The 23,135-nt window shown below is 45.2% G+C and carries 23 protein-coding genes and 1 pseudogene; 6 read left to right on the top strand and 18 right to left on the bottom strand.

The window, feature by feature from the left end; translation table 11 throughout:
* Positions 1-74 precede the first annotated feature (74 nt).
* On the bottom strand, positions 75-2,126 hold the full coding sequence (locus MHH56_RS04995) for a serine hydrolase domain-containing protein (protein ID WP_339207009.1): 2,052 nt from the start codon (positions 2,124-2,126) through the stop codon (positions 75-77).
* 533 nt (positions 2,127-2,659) lie between these two features.
* Positions 2,660-3,445 (bottom strand): TatD family hydrolase, encoded by a 786-nt coding sequence (locus MHH56_RS04990; protein ID WP_339207008.1) that lies wholly within the window; start codon positions 3,443-3,445, stop codon positions 2,660-2,662.
* A 389-nt stretch (positions 3,446-3,834) separates the two neighbouring features.
* On the opposite strand from MHH56_RS04990, the gene MHH56_RS04985 reads away from it, so the two are divergent.
* The 5 genes from MHH56_RS04985 (at position 3,835) to MHH56_RS04965 (ending at position 6,561) form a co-directional block, all read left to right on the top strand.
* Positions 3,835-4,218 (top strand): GntR family transcriptional regulator, encoded by a 384-nt coding sequence (locus MHH56_RS04985; RefSeq protein ID WP_339207007.1) that lies wholly within the window; start codon positions 3,835-3,837, stop codon positions 4,216-4,218.
* Entirely contained in the window at positions 4,215-5,081 is an 867-nt protein-coding gene (locus MHH56_RS04980; RefSeq protein ID WP_339207006.1) for an ABC transporter ATP-binding protein, read from the top strand. The genes MHH56_RS04985 and MHH56_RS04980 overlap by 4 nt, the downstream gene beginning before the upstream one ends.
* Positions 5,074-5,700, top strand: a complete 627-nt coding sequence (locus MHH56_RS04975) for an ABC-2 transporter permease (RefSeq protein WP_339207005.1) — start codon at positions 5,074-5,076, stop codon at positions 5,698-5,700. The genes MHH56_RS04980 and MHH56_RS04975 overlap by 8 nt, the downstream gene beginning before the upstream one ends.
* Before the next feature lie 52 nt (positions 5,701-5,752).
* Positions 5,753-6,055 carry a YfzA family protein gene (locus MHH56_RS04970; RefSeq protein WP_339207004.1) on the top strand — a complete coding sequence of 101 codons (303 nt, stop codon included), beginning with the start codon at positions 5,753-5,755 and terminating at the stop codon, positions 6,053-6,055.
* A gap of 275 nt (positions 6,056-6,330) precedes the next feature.
* Complete coding sequence (locus MHH56_RS04965) at positions 6,331-6,561, top strand: hypothetical protein (RefSeq protein ID WP_339207002.1); 231 nt, start codon at positions 6,331-6,333, stop codon at positions 6,559-6,561.
* 53 nt (positions 6,562-6,614) lie between these two features.
* Here the strand turns inward: MHH56_RS04965 and MHH56_RS04960 are convergent, their stop codons facing one another.
* From MHH56_RS04960 to MHH56_RS04905, 12 genes are all read right to left on the bottom strand, one after another.
* Positions 6,615-7,544, bottom strand: coding sequence for an N-6 DNA methylase (locus MHH56_RS04960; protein WP_339209508.1), 930 nt, complete (start codon positions 7,542-7,544; stop codon positions 6,615-6,617).
* Between the two features lie 36 nt (positions 7,545-7,580).
* Complete coding sequence (locus MHH56_RS04955) at positions 7,581-7,835, bottom strand: hypothetical protein (protein ID WP_339207000.1); 255 nt, start codon at positions 7,833-7,835, stop codon at positions 7,581-7,583.
* Positions 7,836-7,839: 4 nt separating this feature from the next.
* Positions 7,840-8,028: a hypothetical protein gene (locus MHH56_RS04950; RefSeq protein WP_339206998.1), complete on the bottom strand. Its 189-nt coding sequence runs from the start codon at positions 8,026-8,028 to the stop codon at positions 7,840-7,842.
* Positions 8,025-8,609 carry an InlB B-repeat-containing protein gene (locus MHH56_RS04945; RefSeq protein ID WP_339206997.1) on the bottom strand — a complete coding sequence of 195 codons (585 nt, stop codon included), beginning with the start codon at positions 8,607-8,609 and terminating at the stop codon, positions 8,025-8,027. The genes MHH56_RS04950 and MHH56_RS04945 overlap by 4 nt, the downstream gene beginning before the upstream one ends.
* A gap of 2 nt (positions 8,610-8,611) precedes the next feature.
* The gene (locus MHH56_RS04940; protein ID WP_339206996.1) at positions 8,612-8,854 is read right to left on the bottom strand and encodes a hypothetical protein; all 243 of its coding nucleotides are present in this window, start codon (positions 8,852-8,854) and stop codon (positions 8,612-8,614) included.
* A gap of 11 nt (positions 8,855-8,865) precedes the next feature.
* Positions 8,866-9,276, bottom strand: a complete 411-nt coding sequence (locus MHH56_RS04935) for a hypothetical protein (protein ID WP_339206995.1) — start codon at positions 9,274-9,276, stop codon at positions 8,866-8,868.
* 179 nt (positions 9,277-9,455) lie between these two features.
* Positions 9,456-9,635, bottom strand: a complete 180-nt coding sequence (locus MHH56_RS04930; protein WP_339206994.1) for a hypothetical protein — start codon at positions 9,633-9,635, stop codon at positions 9,456-9,458.
* A 476-nt stretch (positions 9,636-10,111) separates the two neighbouring features.
* Positions 10,112-11,392 carry a carbohydrate kinase family protein gene (locus MHH56_RS04925; protein WP_339206993.1) on the bottom strand — a complete coding sequence of 427 codons (1,281 nt, stop codon included), beginning with the start codon at positions 11,390-11,392 and terminating at the stop codon, positions 10,112-10,114.
* A complete protein-coding gene (locus MHH56_RS04920; protein ID WP_339206991.1) occupies positions 11,304-12,464 on the bottom strand; it encodes a Gfo/Idh/MocA family oxidoreductase in 1,161 nt (386 codons plus the stop codon). Before MHH56_RS04920 ends, MHH56_RS04925 begins: the two co-directional genes overlap by 89 nt.
* Positions 12,457-13,308 carry an aldolase gene (locus tag MHH56_RS04915; RefSeq protein ID WP_339206989.1) on the bottom strand — a complete coding sequence of 284 codons (852 nt, stop codon included), beginning with the start codon at positions 13,306-13,308 and terminating at the stop codon, positions 12,457-12,459. The genes MHH56_RS04920 and MHH56_RS04915 overlap by 8 nt, the downstream gene beginning before the upstream one ends.
* Positions 13,309-13,338: 30 nt before the next feature.
* Positions 13,339-14,289: a glucosamine-6-phosphate isomerase gene (locus tag MHH56_RS04910; RefSeq protein WP_339206988.1), complete on the bottom strand. Its 951-nt coding sequence runs from the start codon at positions 14,287-14,289 to the stop codon at positions 13,339-13,341.
* A 64-nt stretch (positions 14,290-14,353) separates the two neighbouring features.
* The gene (locus MHH56_RS04905; protein WP_339206987.1) at positions 14,354-15,064 is read right to left on the bottom strand and encodes a PIG-L deacetylase family protein; all 711 of its coding nucleotides are present in this window, start codon (positions 15,062-15,064) and stop codon (positions 14,354-14,356) included.
* A 176-nt stretch (positions 15,065-15,240) separates the two neighbouring features.
* Here MHH56_RS04905 and MHH56_RS04900 point away from each other — a divergent pair, with 176 nt between their 5' ends.
* Positions 15,241-16,134 carry an AraC family transcriptional regulator gene (locus tag MHH56_RS04900; RefSeq protein WP_339206986.1) on the top strand — a complete coding sequence of 298 codons (894 nt, stop codon included), beginning with the start codon at positions 15,241-15,243 and terminating at the stop codon, positions 16,132-16,134.
* Positions 16,135-16,239: 105 nt separating this feature from the next.
* On the opposite strand, the pseudogene MHH56_RS04895 reads toward MHH56_RS04900, so the two are convergent.
* The 4 genes and pseudogenes from MHH56_RS04895 to MHH56_RS04880 all read right to left on the bottom strand — a co-directional run.
* Positions 16,240-16,906 (bottom strand): annotated as a pseudogene (locus MHH56_RS04895) (FGGY-family carbohydrate kinase); the annotation flags it as partial.
* Between the two features lie 199 nt (positions 16,907-17,105).
* Positions 17,106-17,366, bottom strand: a complete 261-nt coding sequence (locus MHH56_RS04890; protein WP_339206985.1) for a hypothetical protein — start codon at positions 17,364-17,366, stop codon at positions 17,106-17,108.
* A gap of 33 nt (positions 17,367-17,399) precedes the next feature.
* Complete coding sequence (locus MHH56_RS04885) at positions 17,400-17,606, bottom strand: hypothetical protein (RefSeq protein WP_339206983.1); 207 nt, start codon at positions 17,604-17,606, stop codon at positions 17,400-17,402.
* Between the two features lie 327 nt (positions 17,607-17,933).
* Positions 17,934-23,102, bottom strand: coding sequence for a sugar-binding protein (locus MHH56_RS04880; RefSeq protein WP_339206980.1), 5,169 nt, complete (start codon positions 23,100-23,102; stop codon positions 17,934-17,936).
* Between the last annotated feature and the right edge of the window lie 33 nt (positions 23,103-23,135).

Here is a 23,135-nt window from a genome sequence, read left to right as displayed (position 1 = left end):
TGAAGGCTGTACAAAAAACAGCTATAATAGCTGGCCAAATCTGTATATGAGTCTAGTTTATACTTATCAACTCTCTATTTCACTAGCGTAATACCGAAAGCAGATCCCGCATTTCCAGCAAATACGATATATCCGTTCGCAGGCAATACAACTTCATTTTTACCGCTAATGACCGTATTATTCACCAGTGCTCCCGCTTCATCGTATACCATAAAACCACCTTTAGCTGGCATCTTGACTACCATTTTCTTACCAGCAGCTGTTTCTGGAACGCTGAACCATCTAGCATAACCATCAGCTTGAATCGTAGTTATCGACGATTTGCCTTTATACAGCGGCTTCACTCCATCCTCGCTCATATACACGGTTGCAGCCGCATTAAGGTACTCTACGCCCTCTTTAGCATAAAAAAGAATATTCAGTGTATCTCGGCCTGCTGTTCCAGGAATCTGATGCTGGCTCTCAGCCGTATTGGCACCTGTTATTTTTATATCATTGAAATAACCTTGGCTTGTCTTTATTGTTGGCCTAATCATGTTCATATTGGCGATGGAACTGAATTTCTCGTTGACTGGATAGTAGGATTTGCCTTCTCTTTTTGCCCACGCATCTGCCGTTTCTTTATCCAGCACTGCACCTTCCAATTTCTCCGCTTTGTATTCAGAAAATGCAAGCTGGCCTAATTCAGGTACTGAAACATACTGGCTCATCCACAAATAAGACCGTCCGTTGCTTTCTTTTACAAAACTAACCTTTGTGCTTCCATCTTCGTCGACAAAAGCTCCATCCTTGGTGTATATAAATTTCTGATCTGGAGCGGCCAATCCTGACAATGCCAGTTCCCCGTCTTTTATAGCTACATTCCACTGATCGCCTTGAGTACTGTAATAACCTGCGTACTTCACAAGATCTTTTGGCATGTCAGTCTTAACCGGCTTGCCAAATGATTTATCTGGCTTGATCTCTTTAATTGCGCCCTTCTCTTTCATCGCCCGAAGGAGCAATTCACTCGCTAGCAGCTGATTTATTGAGGAGCTACCGCCTGAGGTAATGACTGCTGCAGCCATGTTCTGCTCGGGAAGTACGATGAAGGAGGAATGATACATCTGTGTGTCTCCTCCTTTGACGAGGGCTTTTATACCATAATCATTGAAAGGGAATAAGCGTACGCTATCCCAACCAAGTCCGTAGTCCATCGAGTTATCCGCTTCTTTGGGCCATAATCCCTTCCTATACTCTTCTTGCTCCATGGCCTGTGCTGAATTGATGGAGAGTACGTCCGCTCTCTTCCCAGTAAAGATTTGCGAGAATCGAACCAAATCCTCCGCAGTAGAGTAGACTCCGCCTGTACCAATCGCATTGGTCGTCTCCGTTGGAAGCTGGCCCTCATAGGCAGGAGAGTAAAGGCCGGCGAATTTGCTCGTCTCTACCATGTCTTGTGGTGTCATGGTATGGTTCATACCCAAAGGTACAGCAAAATTTTCATGAATGAATGCAGTAAATGTCTTTTTACTAACTCTTTCTACAAGAATTTCTGCGAGCGTGAATCCATCATTACAATACACTGAAAAAGCTCCCGGTTCTGCCTTTAATTTCTGTGTAGACAAGTTCTTTAGCAGCGAATCGTGTACGTATGTATCTGGATCATTAAATAAAAATGCACTGTTTAAACTCGAACCCTGCAAACCAGATGAGTGATTCAACAACATGCGTGGAGTAATCTTTTTATAGCGTTCATCTTCCATCTTAAAATCCGTAATATATTGTACGACGGGGGTATCGAGATTGATCTTACCTTCATCCACTAATTTCATGACTGCTGACGCGGTAAACATTTTGCTCGTAGAGCCAATACCATAGATGGTTTCCTTCGTTAAAGGGATTTTTCCTTCTATGTCGTTAACTCCTGATTGTCCCGATACTTTGATCACTCCATTATCGATCAAGGCATACTGCACGCTAGGTATTCCATATTGTTCAGTTAAAAGTGCCGCTTTCTCAGAAGCAATCTTCTCTAGCGTCTTAGAAGAAACCGAAGCTACGGCGCTGGAAGCCATTGCGTTTGTAGGAATAAGCGGGGTCAGAACTAAGGCCGTTGCAAGCGTCCATATAACTCTCTTTTTCATATCATCCACATCCCTTTTTCTCTCATTTTGTACGATTACGAATTTTTATGATTCAATTCTAGCTTGTACTGAGTCTCCTTTCTTACCGTCATTCTAGCATTCCAGTCTTACATGCTATTAAACTTAACCTTAATTCCATCTACGATATTCAGAAAACAATTAAGTTTCTGTTAAGGCTTGCTCCATAATTGAGTAGTGTTCTGAAAATAAAAAAAACCGCGTTAAACGCGGTTGGGATAAAACTATGTTTTATATGTCATTTCTATTAGCAAAGCTTATTTGGATCCTTATATACTTTATCATCTGTATTTAGAGATTCAATTTTATTTTAAGATTTGTATATGAAATAGAATAACTCAATTTATGTCACTGTTCATGTTTTGTTGTTCTCTTAATTCATCTCCACTAACCATCATATCAAAATAAATCATATTGTCCTTATCCATATACCAGGCCGTTGATTTTCTTTTATGACAGACAGTGAAAAAAAGTTCTATATCAAAGTTGGTCTGGCGCCTCTTATCTCTTAACTCTTATAAACCAAAAAATTCCTCAGACGTTTTTCTCGTAGCCTCAGCTACCTCTTCTACTGGTTTTCCTATACACCGTGATACAGTTTGCAAAATGTGTGGTAAGAAAGCCGGCTCATTCCGTCCATCCTGCGGCTTCCCTTTCAAATCCCGTGGCGTTAAAAATGGCCCATCCGTCTCAATCATAAGCCGGTCTAGCGGAATCATTCTTACAAGCTCTTTCAGGTGTTTGCCTCTTCGCTCATCGCAAATCCAGCCTGTGATCCCAATATGGAATCCCATTTCGAGATAAGCCTTAAGCTCTGGCAAAGTCCCCGTAAAGCAATGGACGACCGCTTTCCGAACCGATTGTTCCTTAAGAGTGGCTATAAAATCCGAAAATGCTTCCCGCTCATGCAGAAACAGCGGCATATCCTGCTCAAGCGCTAAATCAATTTGCTCGGCAAACCATTTGCGTTGCACATCACGCGGTGAGAAATCTCGGTTATAGTCTAGTCCGCATTCTCCGATGGCCACCACCTGTGGCTGTGCCGCCAGTTGTTTGAGCTGCTTCATCGTCTCATCTGTACAACTCTTCGCATCGTGAGGATGAACACCCGCAGTAGAGTACAGCTTCCCGGGTAAACGACTTGCATAGCGTGCAGCTTCCATGCTGTTCCTCAAGCTTGTTCCCGTGATAACAAGTGGAGAAACCCCATTTGCTGCCGCCCTTTCAACCACCTGCTCACGATCTTGATTATACGATCGATGCATCAAGTTGACGCCAATATCTATAATTTTATTCTCCATTTTTTATTTGCTCCGTTCGATTTCATTTCTTGTTGCTTCTAATGTACACACATACTCTTTACGTCCAAAATCTTCTAATTGCATTATAAGCATTTCAAATCAATGGAGGGTAGGGAATATTTGATTAAAAGCATTTTTTACAATGAAATGATATCGATTCAATAGGTACTTTCATGTTTCCCTTAGCTATATTCCTCTGCATCCAACACATGCATTTCACTTTGAAGCCACAGAAAAAAGCTAATATAAGCGTGGAATCATCTCCTGCATGAACTCTTGTTCCACTACCCAATAATCACAATAAATTAAAATATTGACGCAAAAGATAATAGTGTATATATTATATATATACGGTAGATACTCTATCAGCGAGAACGAGGTAATGAAACATGAAAATTATTATATCCAACGCATCAAACGATCCGATTTACATCCAAATAATGAACCAGATTAGGCAGAGCATCTTGAGCAATGAAATACGTGCAGGTGAACTCCTACCCTCCATTAGGCAGCTTGCCAAGGATTTGCAAGTTAGTGTAATTACAACTAAGCGTGTTTATGAAGAGTTAGAGAAAGAGAAGTTAATCGACTCAGTTGTAGGTAAGGGCTGTTTCGTATCGGGAGCAAATAAAGACTTTATTCGGGAGCAGCGTATGAAACTATTAGAAGAGAAAATGATAGAAATCATTCGAGAAAGCAAGGAACTAAACATGAGTCAACAAGATCTAATCAATCATTTCACTCTCTTTTTCGAGGAGGAACAGACCCCATGAATGCAATAGAATTACGTAATCTTACGAAAACATACAATCAATTTACAGTTGATAATGTATCTTTAGATGTAAAAAAGGGCTACATAACCGGACTGATTGGTCCGAATGGTGTCGGTAAAAGCACTTTGATTAAAATGATGCTCGGCATGATCCGTCCAGACTCCGGTAGTGTAAAAATATTAGGCTGCTCTATGCCTGAACACGAAGTTGATATTAAGCAGCGCATCGGCATCGTGTCGGATGACTGCTTCTATTATGAACATCTTACGATTCGTGATATGAAGGAGATGATCGCACCTTTCTACAAAAAGTGGAGCAATACTAAGTTTAACGGCTTACTTGAACAATTTGAGTTGTCTCCTAAGAAGAAAATTGATGAGTTATCAAAGGGGATGAAAATCAAGTTTTCCCTTGCAGTTGCCTTATCGCATGAAGCTGAGCTCTTAATAATGGATGAGCCAACCTCTGGACTTGATCCTGTGTTTAGAAGAGAATTGCTTGATCTACTTGGGGATATGATGCAGGACGAGAGAAATACCATTATATTTTCGACCCATATTACAACAGATTTAGATCGCATTGCTGACTACATTACTTTCATCAATCGTGGAAAGCTCGTATTTAATGAATCAAAAGATGAAGTATTCGAGAGGTATGCAATCGTCAAAGGTGACTTGCAACTGCTTGATTCGGATATACGAAGCAATTTTATCGGGATTCGTGAGACTGATGTTGGGTTTGAGGGCTTAGTAAACAATAGGCAAGATGCCTTACAGTTGTTTGGCAATTATGTTGTTTTCGATAAACCATCCTTAGAAGACATCATCTATTACACCGCTAAGGGAGGACGAATTCATGCTTAACTTGCTTCGTAAAGACTTCATCGCTTTAAAAAGCTCACTAGGGCTTATTATACTTTTTCTCGCTGTATACAGTATTGCATTTATACCAAAACATGAATCATCAATTCACCTTGTGGCTATCTATACAGCTTGTGCTTCACTTAGTCTAGGTATGATGATCGATATCAAAAAAAATCACCATAATTTCCTGGTCACGCTGCCGATTAGCCGTAAACATATTGTAAAAGCGAAATACATAACAGCCATCATTTACACACTTTTTGGAGTCCTTGCTTCTTATGGGATTCACTCTCTCGTTAAAATAGCATTCCCTCAGCTAAACAAGCCGGATTATTCGGTCATAGACATGCTAGTTCCATTAGGAATAGTGCTTGTTCTAACTTCCATCTATATGCCGCTCTTTTACACACTTAGTAAAAAAGGAACCGGTATTATAAATTTCGTATTTATGATTATCCTAATTGCTCTGGCGCAGCCTACAGCTATGTTTATGAATATGATAAACAACCAAGGCTTTAGCAATGGCCAAACGCTATTTTTTATCCCAATTGCTGTCTTACTGTTATTCATTGCTTCCTATTACTTAACTGTACATCTGTTTACTAGAAAGGACTTATAGGAGGCCGCACAAGTATATAACAAGTAATGAAATAATAAGGAGAACTGGTCAAATGAAAGTTACACCAAACAAAGGTCCATCTAATCTAAAAAGAAGTTGGATGTTTCCTTTGGGACTATTTCTTTTTTTACAATTATTCTTTATCATATGTGATCGTTTTTCATGGGCGCCAAACTTGCAAGAAGGGGCATTATTTAACCGGATCTATAACTCCATATCTCATTCGAAGCTGTTTATGGAATGGTTCGTCCCTTATAAAAACACACAATTCAACATATTCACAGCCATCTTTTCTATTACATTACTTCCCATTGCATTAATAAGAGCAGTAAGAAGCAACTATTCCAGAAAATGAATGGTTTAGTTCTTATATTGTCTGCCGTTCCTCTAAACACAAAACCAGCTCATGCAAATTTCGCATGAGCTTGTTCAATGTCTATTGTTTAGTAAATATGAATCAGACTTTTCCGATCAATTGTTTATACGATGTAGTAAAACTACTGCTTCAACATGCACCGTCCAAGGGAACATATTGTCTTGGGATGTAATCTGTTACTATCCGCAGAATCCTTGAATTGACGGGCTTTTTATTAATGAGCTTCTGTTAGGGAAGGCTTCATTCCGATCGTTTTGGTTGATGTTTTACATCAATTTTACATCAACAGCAAATTCATGGTCTCATCGATGGCAGCGATGGAATGGTTGTCCGCTGCAGCCGGACTAAATCCGCTGAAGCCTTATCTTGACTGGTTTTTTGCCGTTTGCTTTCTGATCTATTCGGACGGCGTAGGATGGATTGGGGACGAAGTTCGTCCCCAATCCATCCCCATAATTCGTCCCCATTTACCTGTGCTACTTTAATAACGATCACTGTCGGAGTACAGCCATGAGTTTCAAATTTACTTTCACTAATTTCATAAGCGTTTCTCCAATTTGAAAGCCTGATATTCACGAACTGTTTGCTCAAATGCTTTCATACCTAACAAACTATAATCGGTTTCTAAATATGCCTCTGCTATCCATTCTTCTTCAGGAGTAACTTTCCTATTTACGCTAAACTGTGATATTTCTTTCCTATTCATGAATGCTGACAACCATTGTTCCTCTAGTCTATTTTCCCCGCCCCATTGATTATTTACATCCGCACGTCCATATTTTTTTGTTTTTACAAAGCCGTCATTTCTCCAATATCCGAACCATGTTTCTTTATTCTTAGGATGAGGAACATGAGCGGTGATTACAATACCGACAGTTACCACTGCTGTATTGCTATTTGCAAACAATTCCTCTGGTAAGGAAACAACAGCTTCGAGTGTATGATTTTTTAGTAATCGTTTCTTGTATTCGTAATTTGCACCTGTGGTATCTGTCACAACACTTGCAGGAACTAACGCAATTACTGTTCCCCTCTCTTTTACAGCATCTAAATTAGAAAAAATGAATTCAAATTCAAAAATATCGTCTTTATCCATCTTGAATGGGGGATTAAGAAGTCCAACGTCAATTAAATTCTTACCCTTTAGTTTAGTAGGAACTACCTCAAATGTATCACCCCAAATTATGTTACTTCGACCATCGGAATGGATAATCATATTTGAAACCAACAATGCAACATTACTAGTTTCGTATTCGATTCCATAAATTTGATTTTCACGTATTGCATTAAGTTTTGTTTCATCATCACCAGCATCATTCATCATTTCGCCCATTGAAGCCACTAAGAAACCGCCTGTACCTGCAGCGTTATCAAGCACGGTAGTATCTTTTCTAATATTCGCCATTCTGGCAAATAGTTGTGCGATGTGCTCCGGTTTAAACGTCTCATCCGGGTAACCCTTTACGATTCCGTTGCTTAACGCCTGAATGATGTTCGACTCCGCTCAGTGTCCTGAAATGTCACTTAAATTAACATTCTCGTTGAAAGGCTGGTCAACAGCCAGCACCGCATATTTCGTAAAGTGATCTACCTCTGCGGATATCTGATTGCCGCTTATGATGCCTCCAACTTCCAGCCATTCTTTCTTCGCTTCGTCATAGTAGAAAATAGCTGTCCTTTGATGATCCTTAATACTTGCAGGATCGATAGCGAGGGTCAGCGTTACCGGCTTGCTGAAGTTCTCCGAGAAGTTTTTCAAAATTTCATCTTGCTAGAATCTCTTTATTCGCAAGCAGGTTTTGAGTGTCCAACACCGTTTCGATGGATAATTTCAATTTTGTTACTGTTGCGTTTGCAGGAATATCGATCTTGGCCATCGCCCATACGAACTTCGCCCGATCTGCCTGCGGGAAGCCATAGTTGACCGTTCTGCGAGAGGACTTTGCCGTCATCTTGGGGTGTGACGACGGCACCCGCTGCCGCTATTGCCACCGCCGCCACCGCCGGTATTGCCGCCGCTTGGGATCGCTGTCCACTGTGCGTACAGCGTCACGTTTGCTGCTCCCATGCTGAACGTCGCTCCTGTCGCGTAACCTGTCCCGGATCCATTGGCTGCCGTGTTCCAGCCCGCGAACGTGTTGCCCGTTTTCGCCAAACTCCCCGTGTTTCCTAAGACCGTTACCGTTTCACCCTGCGCGTACGAATGGCTATCCGTCGGCTCGGTTCCTCCCGTGCTGCCGTTGCCTTTATACGTTAAGGTGTAGGTCTTCGGTGTCAGGCTGCCTGATTGCAAAATCGTTCCATTTGTCCCCAGCGCCACATAGGTTCCATCGCCATATGCGACACCATAAAGGTGATTCGCGGTGCCCGAGGAACGGCTTGCCCAGCTCGCTCCGTCACTGGAGGTCACAATCTTCCCTCCAATCCCAACAGCCACATACGTACCGTTGCCATAGCTGGCGCCGCTATAATGATGCAGTTCGTCAACCACGTGGTTCGTCCAACTGGCTCCATCACCTGAGATTGCGATCATTCCTACTCCGGCATCATCACCCCCACAGCTACAAATGTGCCGTTCCCGTAAGCAACGCCATACCTGTTAGGAATAATGCCATAATAGCTCTGCCAGACGACCACGTCACTGGAGGTCATGCTTTTTCCAGCGTACGTTCCTACCGCCATGAATTTGTCGTCTCCGTAGGTGACGCCACTCAAATGAATAATTCCGGGATACTCGCCTGCCGGCCAGTTGGTTCCGTTGTTAGAGGTTACGACCACCCCTTCATCACCTACTGCCACAAACCGCCCGTTGCCGTAGGCGACACTGTAAAGTGTAGGCTCGTTGCCCGACGTGTGGTTGTCCAACTCGCCCCGTCACCGGAACTCAATATCGTTCCATCATCTCCCACTGCCACATACGTGCCGTTACCGTAGGCGACGCTTCGAAGCATTTTCCCGGTGTTCGACGCGCGGTTCGTCCAGTTGTCCCCACCGTCATTGGAAGTCAATATCGTTCCATTCTCCCCCACAGCCACATATGTTCCATTTCCGTATGTGACACTAAATAGATGAGACGATGTGTTCGACTTACTGCTCGTCCATCGCACCGCTACATCTCCGCTGTCTAGAGAGGCCACTGCAGGTATCGCTCCTGCTAGAATAAATAATACCGTTATTAAAGAGATACAACGTTTGATCATGTTACTTTAACGTACCTGTTCCAAAAATTTGATAAATTTAGTTTCAAAACTCCTGTATCACTCCATTATAAATCTATGTAGTCAATTAAAAACCTCTCCGAAAGGGGAGGTCGATAACAATAAAAGGGGGGCATCAAAGCTATCCCTAGTCATTTGAATGGATTTGAGCAGCCGGGAGTTCATCTTTCACCCTCCAAGTAAGCACCGCCACGCTCTCCACATGTAATGGATGCGCCGGGATAAAGCTGCTTGGCCAACCTGCCGGTATTACTGTCCAATTCCACGCCAAATAGCCGTGAATCCTGAAAGGAATCCGGCACAAGACCAAAAAAGTTGCCTGATCCACAGGCTGACTCCAATATATTGCCGCTACGAAAGCCCATCTTTTCCTGACAGTTGTACATGGCTTTGATGACGGTTGAAGAGGTGTAATGCGCGTTTATCGTGGAGGCACGCGCACTCTCATATTCTTCTGGCTCCAGTATCTCCTTTAGCTGGGCATATTCGTTGCTTTATTGGGAATTACCATCATCAAAGGCTTGCGACAGTCCTCCCCAGCCAACATACTGTGCAAGGATCTCCTGCTCCTCGGCTTTTGCCAGTCGTTCCTCCTGCTCCAGTTGCTTCAAGAGCAGAGCTGGATAGCCGCTACGTTTCGAGCAACCTTCACCTTTGTACTGCCATGTCCGAGTTCATGATCCTGAATACGAAAATTGCTTGCAGGAGGGCTATCCGGGCTAACCTTCGCTATCCCCTCCTGTCGCATGCAGCTGAGCCAGAACGGCTTTTTACAAGGAAATGACCCGCCATTGGCAGGTCATTTCAACAAATATAATCATATCCTCGCATATAAAGTAATTTGATTATATGGATATTCATGGAATCCGGGGAGTTGAATTATAGGCTTGTGCTGTTTCCAATCAAATGCTATCCGCGACTGCACCTGCCCCCATGTTGGAATTCCACTGGTAGCATCAGGCTGTTCAACATTACATGCGCCAGTACCTGCAGCTGCGATCAAGGTTTCTTCGGGCTTCAGCCCCTGGATGAATGCGGCAAGAAATCCGGCGATGGTACAGTCTCCAGCTCCCGTTGTGCCAGCCACCTCTACTTGAAAGCACGGAATGTACAGTTCACGGTCGAGCCATTCGCCAACATGGAGAGGGCAATATCGCCCAGCACCGTTTAATCTGGATTCTTGTGCAGTAGATCTCATATATAATCCGTGCTCGCCAAGCTTCAACACGACCACAGCAGCTCCCATCGCAAGCAGTTCGGATGATAGATCCTGGAGCATATCCGCGTCAATATGGTCGACGAGCTGCTCACTGCCACGCTTCCTCTTCAACTCCTCGTATTGATCTCTTCTGAGCATATACAAGATTTCCTCGATGCTCGGAAGAAACAAATCCACAAAAGGAAGCAGCTTGCTTAATATTGGCCGCCAATCTAGTTTTCCCGTATCTCCCTCGGGGTCAGGCTTCGCCATATCCAACGAAGTCGTTACTCCAGCCTCTTTAGCCCGTTTCATCAGTTGAATGATTTCGGCTCCGCCATTCTCGCACATTCGCCGCATAAGCGGAGGATACCCAAAGTGAAACAAACTCGCTTCTTCCAGCGCTTCTATCGGAATATCACTTGCTTCGAACGTATCATTCGCGCCCGTACTATGAAGAAACATGCGATCGACATGGGGCGGACTAAGGACGATTGAATACGAAGTGGACTCTCCATTTGCGATAATCATACCGTCAGCAAGTGAATATTCTACTTCACGTAGCATAGATAGGATCGCATTGCCAAAAATGTCATTGCCGATTTTGCCCATCAGCTTCACGGGCATGCCAAGCCGCTGCAGCGCAAGGCCCGTATTAGCCACAGCTCCTCCTGTTGACAGAACGGCTTTACCGATGTTCAGCAGCTTCCCCGGAACCATGCTGAATCCTCCGTTCGGTATGGAGGGGATAATATCCAGACAAATGTGACCGCCGACAATAACGGGTAACGATACCGTCGCACTCGACAATTTACTCCCCCCAATAGATCGGAATCGTTTGCCCGGACATATTCGATTCCAACGCCGCAGTGAATACGCGATGACTGCCCTCAGCCTCATCCGGCGTAGCGCATCGGAATGGCTGCAGCATCCCCTCTGCACTGTTCGCGATCTCGTCGCAGAAGGCGGCCCACATTTGCAGAATGGAGTCCGAGAATCCGAATTCGAAGATGCCTCCGGTTATCGTGCCATATGCCGATTGATAAGGAACATCCGTAACATGCCAAGCCTGTCTTCCGCCAGATTCGTACGGGAGCCATGCGAGTTGCTTGGGGTTTTTGGTCGAGAATTCAGCTGAGCAGGCCGTCCCTTGAATCCGTATAAACCAGGTGTTTGCATGTCCCGGAGCTATTCTCTTAGTGGACAGCAGCATCGGAAATACCTGTTCCCCGCTCTTCACTTCACATGCTAGAATGGCATTGTCCCATGTCTCGCAAGGCGCCGTCCCACCATTGCCATCCGGACGCTCTTCAACGACTTTGGTTAACAACGACCTCACATTGTGGGGTTTCCAGCCGAATCGCATCGGCAGATGCAGCACGTGCATGCCGAGATCGCCCATGCAGCCGTATTCTCCGTTCGTTTCGATTCTTCGCTTCCAATTAATCGTCTTCATCGGATCTAGATCGCTGGAATGCCAGAAACCCGCTTCAACCTCTATGATTTTCCCGAACCGATTTTCTTTCACCCACTTCGACAGCTGCATGGCTCCCGGGAAGAACGGGAACTCCGACGAGCAGCGTACGACGACATCCGGATTGTCGGCAATGGCACGTAGAATCTCGCCATTCGCATCTTGATCGATACCGAACGGTTTCTCTCCCAATAGATGTTTGCCGGCTCGAATGATATCCGCATATATTCGTGCATGCAGATTATGCGGTACTGCGCAATAAACGGCATCCACATTGGGATCGGCCAGCAGCTCCTTATAATCGCTATACGATTGTTCGACCGTTGGCACGGCTTGCTCGAACCAAGCGGTCGCCGCTGGATTAGCATCGCAGACAGCCGTAATGACAGGGGTGAAATTGACGTCCGTTAGATGACACCACCTTGCGGCGGCGCTTGCAAATTCCTTTCCCATCAAACCGCAGCCGATGACACCGAAACGAATAGTTAAGTTAGGCATTTGAAACACGCCCCCCGTTCAGAAGCGCGAGCGCCTTCTCCGCGCTGTCGCCTTGATGCACGATTCCCATAAGCGCCTTCGTCATTAAATCGGGAGCAGGATGTTGGATGACGTTGCGACCATAAACAATGCCTGCCGCTCCTTGTTCCATCAGCTTGACGGTTCGAATGACAATTTCTTTGTCCGTTGCCCGTCCTCCGCCGCGTACAAGCACGGGGATTCCCGAAGCAACTTCAATTACGCGGTGATAGTCCTCTACATCATCGCAGGGATCCGCTTTGATCACATCGGCGCCAAGCTCAACGGCTTGCCGAACGAGCGGCATAATTTTAGCAAGGTCGCCATCCACCATATACCCGCCTTTGGCTTCATTCGGCAGCATTACCAGAGGCTCTACCATCAATACCATGCCATAACGCTCGCATTCACTTTTTAACTGCATGACATTCTTCACGCACTGATAATGCAGCTCCGGTTGCCCGGGCAACAGCAATAAATTGACGCACACGGCCACGGCGTCAAGACGCAAGGCATGTTCGACGGCATGTTCGATGATTTCGCTAAACAGGTAGTCCGGCAGCTTTGCTCCATAAATATTAGCCGCATCGGTACGAAGTACCAATGCGGGTTTGCGTTTGCCCGGGATGGCCTGCAAGTGTCTGGCCTGACCCAAGCTAAGCTGGATACAGTCGGGATTGGCCTCGACAACGGTTTCTACCGCCTCCTTCATATTTTCAATAGAAGCAAGAAAGGAATATTCATTAAAAAAACCATGATCGATTGCAACATCGAAGCATTTGCCTTCCTCGCTAAACATCCTATTCATCCGTGATTTGACCGTCATATCCATTCACTCCCGGAAATTGGTATTGTTTTAGTTCAATTCTGCCCCGAGCGGACCCGCTAGCTCTTTCAGGAAAAACAGCTTGCCCGGCATGGTCGGCATAAACGTCGAGGGGAGCCACCGATCCGGACCGTGCCGCAATGTCGTCCACAGAGAGAGACCTTGCCACTGCATGCCTCTCCCGAGCGCTCCGTCGCAACCGCCAATGATGTAATCGGATTGCAGGAACAAGCCCGGTCCTATCGTGTTGGCACGGCAAGAAACGAGCGGTGTCCGACTCTTAAAGCTGGTTATCGCATTTTGTTCGATCGTAAGCGGATGGAGCTGTGCGCCGATCCGATGCGTTTCTTTGCTCCATTCCTCATCGCTTGCGTATTCTCCGCCAAAGTGCGGCTCCCAGAATGCAATATGCATCATGCGCCCAATTCCAAATACGGTGATAAGCTCCGCTCCCTCCGCTTTCAAGGCCGCGATTTTCTCCGAATAAGCCGGGAGCGTCCTGGCGGTAGCAAAATGTCGTTGTTCTACGGGCACCGAGTATTCTCCCAATGGCCCGTAAAAGGCATGCTCCATCGCATATTGGAAGGAGCCTGGGTTGTCGGACGGCAGCGTCCAGCCTTCTCCATCGCTCCACTCGTCCATATTAAAGCCATATACGTGCTTGCAATCCACTCCCCATTCCTTCAGGAAATAGACCGCCCATTTGTACATGCCCATCGGACCCGCCGGAAATATAAAAGCGACCTTCCGCCCTTCTTCTTTGCTCTTGCGGATTTGCCAAGAGATCTCATGCCCCATTTTCACATCAAACTCGGCTACCTCTTCGCAAGGAATTGGCTGGAATTGCTTATTCCAGAAGGGCTGGCGCTCCCTGATCGATTCCGGCGAATTTGCGCAGCAACGGTCGATTTTCTCCATATTCCATCCCGCAGGGTAGAAACCTTCCAACATAGACCCTTTAACCGTAAGCGCAAAATTCATGTACCTTCACTCTCCTCTTAGATTAATTGATTATATATATATCCATTCGGATGGATCGATTCTGCTAGGGAAGCAGTCTTGCTGTAGTCAATCTAGGCCATGCTTGACACTGCGTGAAGCCTTCTGCATAAGCCTTGCCACACTGCAGCCCGCGAAACTTGGATACCGTGCGCACGAAATCCAGAAAGTCGATTCCGTCATGTTCATATAGCCACTTGATCTGGCTCTGATGGCTGTTATTCATGTCAATCTTCACGTCGATATAATCGGAGATGTCCACATATTCAGTCGGATGGAATCCCACGCCAGCCAATGTGTCCATGTAATAGATCGGAGCTACTTTGTCATGAGTATCTATTCCCTCATCAAGGTTATAATGGGGTATCGTAGCTGAGAAGCTGGCATCGAACACCGCTTTGGAAACTTCTGTGTGATCCTTCATATAGTCCTCAGGCGGATGTGTAATGATATAATCCGGCCTCACCTCTCGAATCACTTTAACTAATTTCGAAATCAGCTCGTCCCGGTCCGACTTGACCAACAGATCAGGCGTATTCAAGCTAACCACCTCGGCTCCAATCAAGGAGCCTGCCTTTCTAGCTTCCAGCCGCCTAATCTGAATGAGCTCTTCCGGCGGAATGATTTTATGTCCCTTATCCCCATTGGCCACATGAACCATTGTTACCTTGTGACCTAAAGACGACAACTTCGCTAATGTCCCTCCACAGCCGATCTCCAGATCATCCGGATGGCAGCCTACCGCCAAGACGTTCATATCTATCCCCCATTTTCCGTTTCAAGTTTCGCCTAGCACCTGCCTATTCCTCTCCAGTTTACTCCCTGCGATCGTATTGTTCTTTAGCAAAAAGTCCATTAAAAGTTGCAATAAGTCCACACTTCAGCATGATATAATAGTAGATAGATTGAGCAATAACGGAGGTTGCAAATCCAATGGCAGATGATCCGTTCGTTCGAACAAGACTTCAAGAGACTTTTGCAGTGAAGGACATTATATCTCTTCATTATTTCGAATTTTCCAAGGATTTCGCATTCGAAGGGGAGAAGCATGACTTCTGGGAGTTTGTGTATGTGGACAAGGGGGAAATCGAAGTGTTTGCGGATACGGAAGGTTATTGCCTGCATCAGGGTGATGTCATCTTCCATAAACCGAACGAGTTTCATGGCGTGTGGGCCAATAGGAGAATCGCGCCAAACGTCATCATTATTTCGTTTGTATGCCACTCGAAGGAAATGGCCTTCTTTGAAAATAAAATATTCACATTAAATAACCCTCAGCGCGAGATGCTGGCGCAATTGATGAAGAACGGCTTCGCCGCCTTCCATCCTCCCTTCGACGATCCGCGGAATCATACGCTCACGAGACGCGGCGATGCACCTATCGGTTCGGAACATTTGATTAAGCTCTACCTGGAGTTGTTTCTCATCCGCTTAAGGGAGACAAATGATCTAACCAAGCGCGAGCAACGGCTGTCCGCACCGACCAAGCAGCGAAGCGAAGCCGAGCTGGTGAACCGGATGCGCGACTATATGGAGCAGAATCTATACGGTGAGATCCGGCTTGAACAAGTGTACAAAACCTTTAACTTAAGCAAGAGCCATGCTCTCACGATCTTCAAAGCGCAAACCGGAGAAGGAATCATGAAGTATTATCGCAAGCTAAAAATCGAGCAAGCCAAAAAAATGATCCGCGAGCAGCGGCATAATTTCACCGAAATTGCCGCTCTTCTCCATTACAGCAGCGTTCATACCTTCTCGAGACATTTCAAGTCATTCGCGGGTATGTCTCCGTCGGAATATGCGCGAACAGTGATAGCTAGGATGTGACGTATTCTACATATCTTCGAAACAAAAAATTCTCCTTGCACGCTATCAATTAAAAATCTTGTTTAATTAAAAAGTCCCGCCAAAGCGGGACTTTTCTTCATATTTCTAGTTAGAGCGCAACGCATGATCCTTGATTGCTTTCAACCGCTTCATCACATCGTTTACTCCCTGCCGAAATAATGATGCAGCGCGTTGTACTCCACGTACAGTTGTCGTATGCCTCGATATTCGCCGAAATCGGCATGTACGTCTCTTATCGCACGCTCGCCATCCGCCCCGCCGCTTCGATGTCGTAGCCGCCCCGTTCCGAGCCTGCCGCGACCGCGCCGTACATCGCCGCGCCAAGCGCGGGCATCTGCTTCGAAGCCGCGACCTTGATCTCGCGGTTCGTCACGTCGGCGTATATCTGCATGAGCAACGCGTTTTTCTGCGGGAGGCCTCCGCAGGCGTACAGCTCGCTGACATCAATTCCGTTTCAGTGGAATGCTTCGACGATTTTGCGCGTGCCGAATGCCGTTGCCTCAAAGAGAGCCCGGTAAACCTCCCAAGGTTTCGTTAGCAGCGACATGCCGAGCATGACACCCGTCAGATCGGCATCCAACAGCACAGACCGGTTACCATTCCACCAGTCGAGCGCAACGAGGCCTGACTCTCCCGGACGAAGCTCGGCTGTTCGCCGCGTCAGGTAGGCATGGACGTCTTCCCCCGCAGCTTCGGCTTCCTGTAGTACGTAAGCGGGAACGGATTGCTCCACGTACCACTCATTCCCCAACCGGAATGCGCCATTCTTGGAGAAAAGAGCGGACTGCGAATCACATCTGCATACGATGCATATGGGGCTTCGCGCAGGTTGAGTAGATCCTCTAAGTAAAAGACCCCCTAAGCGGCTCCACTACTGTCATTCCCGCAGATAATGATGCTCTGAGAACACACGATATAGCGATAGCTTCTAGCCTTGTGTAGTTCTCCTTTTACGACTGGAAGCTCATCCTCTTGCCGAGGATCAATTGTTGCTTTCCTGATTTCGCCAATTCCCCGAAATTCTCTGCTTTGCGAAGGATAATCGATAGGTTCATGCTGGTAAGGAAATAATCTTGCAGATCTTTTGCCGCATTCAGAATGATAGGACAAGCTTTATTACTGATTACGATTTGCCAGCCTTCGCCGATTACAACTTCATCGTCATTCGAACGCACGGAAGGCATCCCGACGATTGGGTCTGTGCACTTCATCTAGCCGTCTGCGGAACTCGTAATTATTTTCCTTCATTCTGCTAATTTCCTCATGAGTCCGCGTTTAAACGGCATTTCATCTCTAGATAGCGGATAGGCAACCATTACTGTCGTGATTACATTCAACAACGTACCGACGATTACAATCCACAACGTATTGCCAAGCTTCCTCCATATTTCCGGATTTTGAATGATTAGTTTGTAGGTATCGCGGCTGAAGCCAACCGGAAACCCTTTCACTCTTCCGGATATGCCCCCGCTGGGATCACAAACTAAATCGACTTACAGCTTCCATAAGGAAGATCAGGAACAAACAATACAACCTGCTTCGTTATAGCTGATCCTGTAACCGCCGCTCCTGGAAACGCTTACATATACGCTCCCAGCGATAGCTTGGCTTTGGTCCATACGGCCATAGACAGCGCAGCCAGCTCACCGCGGGTAATCAGTCTGTCGATCCGGCAAGTGTAATTTGATTGGCTTCAGCACCCGCAAACGTCCGTTAAACCTTAAGAGCTGTCCAACAATCATTTTATGACCTCTGGGACAGCTCTTTCTAAATCTATCTTAATAGATGCGGTTTAACAGTCTCTCCATAAATACAGCCACTTCTGCTCTAGTTGCCTTTGCTCTGGGATGGAGAGAGTTGCCGTTACCTTCAATCAGCCCTGCTTCCAGTAAACCCGCTATGCTGCTGGCAGCATATTCTGCAACGCTCCCATGGTCAAGGAAACTAGACAACTGTTCCTTGTTCCCTTCTGCTTGTAGTTTCTCGAGTTTCGTCAACGCACGAGCTGCGATGGTAAACATTTCTTGACGGGAAATTTCTCCTTTCGGATTAAAGGAATCGTTGCCTGATCCTGTAATGATGCTCATTTGCTTAGCCATTCCTATCGCCTCGTAATAATAATCGGCGCTGAATACATCATTGAAATTTTTATTATCTTTTCCATCACCGTTCACATCCAAGAATCCTTTTAGATCTAAAGCCCTGACTAACATAGTGACAAAATCTGCTCGTGTAATATTTTTGGCTGGCCCAAAAGTATCGTGCCCCGTCCCTTTGATGACTTCTCTTGCTGCCAACGATTCGATCGCTGCCTGGGCCCATAGGTGGTTTCCAATATCCGAGAACGTTTTATAGACAAACGCTACCACATATGAACCGAAATGGTTCCCTTTAAAGCGAACGCTTTTTGTCGTTGGATCGTATTTTCCATTCGCAACCACAACCGCTTGGCCAGCATCGTTAATTGACCATATGACAATATGATTCGGCTTCGCGGCTTCCTTAACCGATGGTACATAAGGTATTTCTATTTCCACAGGTGTCTTCGGATGGCTCCATGCATAGGGTTCGCCATCTATTTTCATTGTGAAGTGGATTGCCGGATGATCGCCGATTTGATCCGTCACACTCTGAGACCATTTCGTTTTGTCTGCATCTCCTATGATGACGGTAACGATCTTGGCATTCGTTGCTGTCTTCTCTTGAAAGAAGCTGGAAGACAAAGTCATACGTGCGCGATGCGTGATAAGTTCGATTTTCTGCTTAGAGTTAAGATTGGAAATGGCCTCTGCCGGAATTGAAATTTCCGTACTATTCTTACCTTGTTCTCCGCTGATTTCAATTCGAATCGTTGCATGCCCCGAACTGTCCACTGGGGTACTCTTCCATGCTTTCTCTATAGCTTCCATGTTCACTTCGACTTTCGCAGTCAATCCATCGCCGTCAACTTTTGTGTTCATTTTAATCGTACCGTTCTCTACTTTAGGACCATCTGATGGGAAGTCCCCGCCTGATCCGCTAGGAACACCAGGTACACCAGGTACATTCGGACCTACTGGATCTACAGGTTTGTCCTTTGCTTTAACAGTCAAGCTGAATTCGGCAAATTTCGTTGCATCCACCGCGCTGGTGGCGCGAAGCACTGCAGTTCCTGGAGCTATTGCCGACACCAATCCAGTCGACGTAATTTGGGCTACGCCCATCGGCTGTTCTCCATATACGGACCAAACAACCGTTTTATTACTGGCATCCTCTGGTAGTATGCTCGCGTTCAGCTGTAGCGTCTCCCCGACTTTCAATATTCCTTCCGTTTGATTGAGATGAACCCCCTCCACGGCCGTCACTTCCTGAAGCTGAAATGCTAAATAATTCTCTGTATTCGCACCATCCATAATCCCATCATCTGTTAATCCAAGAACGCCGATGTTTGGATTATCGTTGTCATTTATATGCGTGGTAATACCAATCCATTGCTTCTCCGTTGCTGTGATGCCGATCGTTTCCCAAGGTATCGCGATTTCTACGCTGTATCCTGTATTTGTTTTTACTGATTTTTGAATGATCCCTTGTGTTAATTCGCTTGGAAAACCGTCCAGGTATGCCGTATCATCTCCAAATCTGAACAAATAGTGCGGTGCATGATCACCCTTACGCGGCCCCTTTAAGAAATCGCCATCAATAAAAATTTCCACTCCGTCTTCTTCCCAAACAGGGCGTTCCTGTGGGGCATGAATCACATCATCTGTCACATTAAAAGCGGCATATAAGTTTTTTGAATCCCACTTAAAACCTACTTTTGAGGTATTATTGGATTGCCCAAAGGTAGCGTAACCCATGTTGTAATTTAAATCCCAAGTGGATTCATCCAGCTTGCCATCGATCACAATTTCATCCTGCAAGCTTTCAGAGATTGTAAAACTGGCATTTTGGGGCGCGAACACTCTGTCTTTCCAATGGAGCGATGAAACCGTATCCTGGGAAACATCCGCTGTTAAACTTAGCTTTCCTGGCGCACTTGTTTCCTCAACATTCTTATCGTTGACATGAACGTTAAAACCAATGACATTCTCATTCCCAGGAGTCACTCCGATTACACGCCATGGTATCGCCACTTCCAGCGAATACCCCTCTCCTGTCTTAAGCGTATGCTGTTTAATGCCATCCGTTTCTTTAGGCTTTGTTCCATACGCATATACTTGATCATCATCATATCGAAACACATATCTTACGGTATGATCCGTGTACTCCCCCTTCATTCCATCACCGTCGATATAGATCTCCACAGAATCATCATCCCATGGCTTTGCCGCATTCGAATTTACCACATGATCATCTTTCACGTTAACTCCGACAAACAAATATTGATCATTATATGCCAGATTATATTTTGCCTCATTGTCCGTGGTCCCTGTTTTGTAAGTCAACTCTTTATCGATGTTCCATATGGCATCATTTACAACACCATCAATATCAGGCAAGATCGGACTATAATTGATCTCAATTTGCTTCATCGCCTCTGCATCGGGTTCTGTAAAATAAAAATGGTCAAAATACAATGTTATATCTAAATTGCCCGTGTAAGTCCAAAGTATAATAGATGATATGTTATTCTTATCCACATTGGCCAATTCCGAAATAGGAAAAGCAATATGATGAGCACCAGGGGTAATTCCACCTAATGCGTGATCGGAGGCAACATTCGATTTGTCGTAAACCTTAACAAAAAGCTCCATGGCAGATTGCGAAGCGTTAAACACATCGAATTCCAATGTCTTGGCCTTTGAAATATCTTTGTTTTCCGAGCCAACAGGCAACACCATACTTGGATAGCTTCCGCCCGCCTTATCTGGAATCTTAACTTTCAACGATTTAATACCGCTGGTCACATGTTCCTCCGACAAACCTTCTTTAGTTGCCCCATCATACATAACAATTTCGTCCAACGATTGCTCATCTTCAAAATCATTAAAATTGATCTTTTTCATAATGGGTTCCATCGTTCTCGAATTCTGAATAAAACGTCTAGTGATAACTTCGTTCTGAGCATCCTTATTCAGGGTGATTGTAACCTCATTGACACCCACTTTTGATGGAATGCGTGTAACGTATTTCTGTGCAACATTGCTTCCGTCAACAGCTGTACCTGCAACTGCCACACCGTTGATAGTCACATCCGTACCTATCTCAGCATAAACAGTTACTTCTTTTTCCATTATGCCAGAGGTAAGGCTGCTAATTGCAATAAGCGAATTCGGATTTTGATCCAATTGCTCAATGATTCCTGCCACTTCACTGCGTACATCTTGGAGATCCTGGGGATTTAATGTGAAAGATTTAACATTTTTAAATAAGGAGTCATCATACAATTTCATAATATCGTCTACAGAAATATCGACCTTTAAAAATTGTGCAGCTTCTTTAACTTTTTGCTCCAGCAACCATAAATACTCATAGTCTTCATTGCCGTCGCGAATGGCTTGTAGTCTCAATGTAGGAATGGCTCCGTCAATTCCGTATTTATCGCCCGGATATAACATCGAGCCTTCACCATTTGCACCTTGAAAGGAAACGGGATCCGTCCAAATATCACGATTCACATATTCAACGCCGTTATATTTCTTGTAAATATTCACTGCCCAGTATAAATTGCCTTCGATTCCATATGACTTCTGCATCCAGGACAACATTCGCGCGCTGATCAAATTATCGTCAATATGATACGTAGGGTAAGGGTTTTGATTGGCAATGCATCCGTACCACCACATATGCCCTCCATTGGCTTGATGCGCCCTGGCCATTTCCAAACCTTGCTCCGTTGTAAATTCACTAAATAGTGGGGAAAACGTATTTACATAGGGCGCCAAATCTGGTTTTATTCCGCTTGTCACAATATGCCGTAATGTTGGATCAATAGCTTTGATTTTATTGCTAAAATCAATGACTTTGGGATACAGGGCTGGAGTCGGCTCATCAATATCTCTGCCCAGATAATAATAGGCTTTATCAAGAAGTCCTGCCGCATCCAGATCGTTAACCAGCTTTGTTGCTTTTCCATTGTCAAAATCTGAAGCCTCATAGGGAATCCGATAAGCCGATACACGTGGATTATTCACATATGGTGCGGCATCCAGCACAAATTGATCGTAATCGGTAGACGGTATAGGTAAATCCATTGCTGTAATATGATAGTCAAGCATCAGATCATAGTAATTCCTCATCAGTTCCCAATATTCCGGGCTGTTGAGCGTAATTCCAGGGTGACCTGCCAGCAGCATATCTCCGCCCCAGATTGTAAAGGCGGTCTCTGCGTGATTTTCCTCTGGAAGCGCAAAGTTTCTGACCTTTACGTTAACAGGAACATGATTCACCTGTCCGTTAACCGTTAAGCTAATTGAGCCTGTATATACTCCTGAAGGTGTGTCGGCATCCGTTCGGACCGTAAACCAAAATGCCTGATTCTCTCCTGCTTCCACATTTACAGTACCGTGCAGTCCTATATAAGAATCAAGAGGAATCAACGCGTCCGGATACCATCCAACGGGTAAAGCTCCGTTTGTGCTTTTGGTTACATTTACGTAATGCTGGACAAAAATTTGCACATCTTGAGAAGGAATGATTGAGCTCTCATAGGTAAGATCCGTGATGCTGACCTCTGTCACTTCAGCCCCGTCTTCCCCAGCAGTAACGAACGCTTGACCGCTCTCATATTCTCTTTTGGCCATATCCAAATTAATACTATTGCCAACAAGCGGGGCTTGATGCTTTAATATATTCATCGTATTGGGAGCCGTCCAAATTTGATACGTATTCGCATTCGCTAATAAGTTGTCAGATACAGCAGCCTGTGCATTCGAAATCGATCCACCCATAAAGATGGACGGAACCGTTAAACATAAGATGAGGATTCTAACCAATATACTCCGACTCATTTTTTTCATTTGCACCATGATTATTCATCTCCTTATAAGTAATATACAAAT

The organism is Paenibacillus sp. FSL K6-3182 (genome assembly GCF_037976325.1).
GTDB lineage: Bacteria > Bacillota > Bacilli > Paenibacillales > Paenibacillaceae > Pristimantibacillus.
Note: the sequence above shows the minus strand (reverse complement) of the source record. Positions and strands in the feature narration are given on the sequence as shown.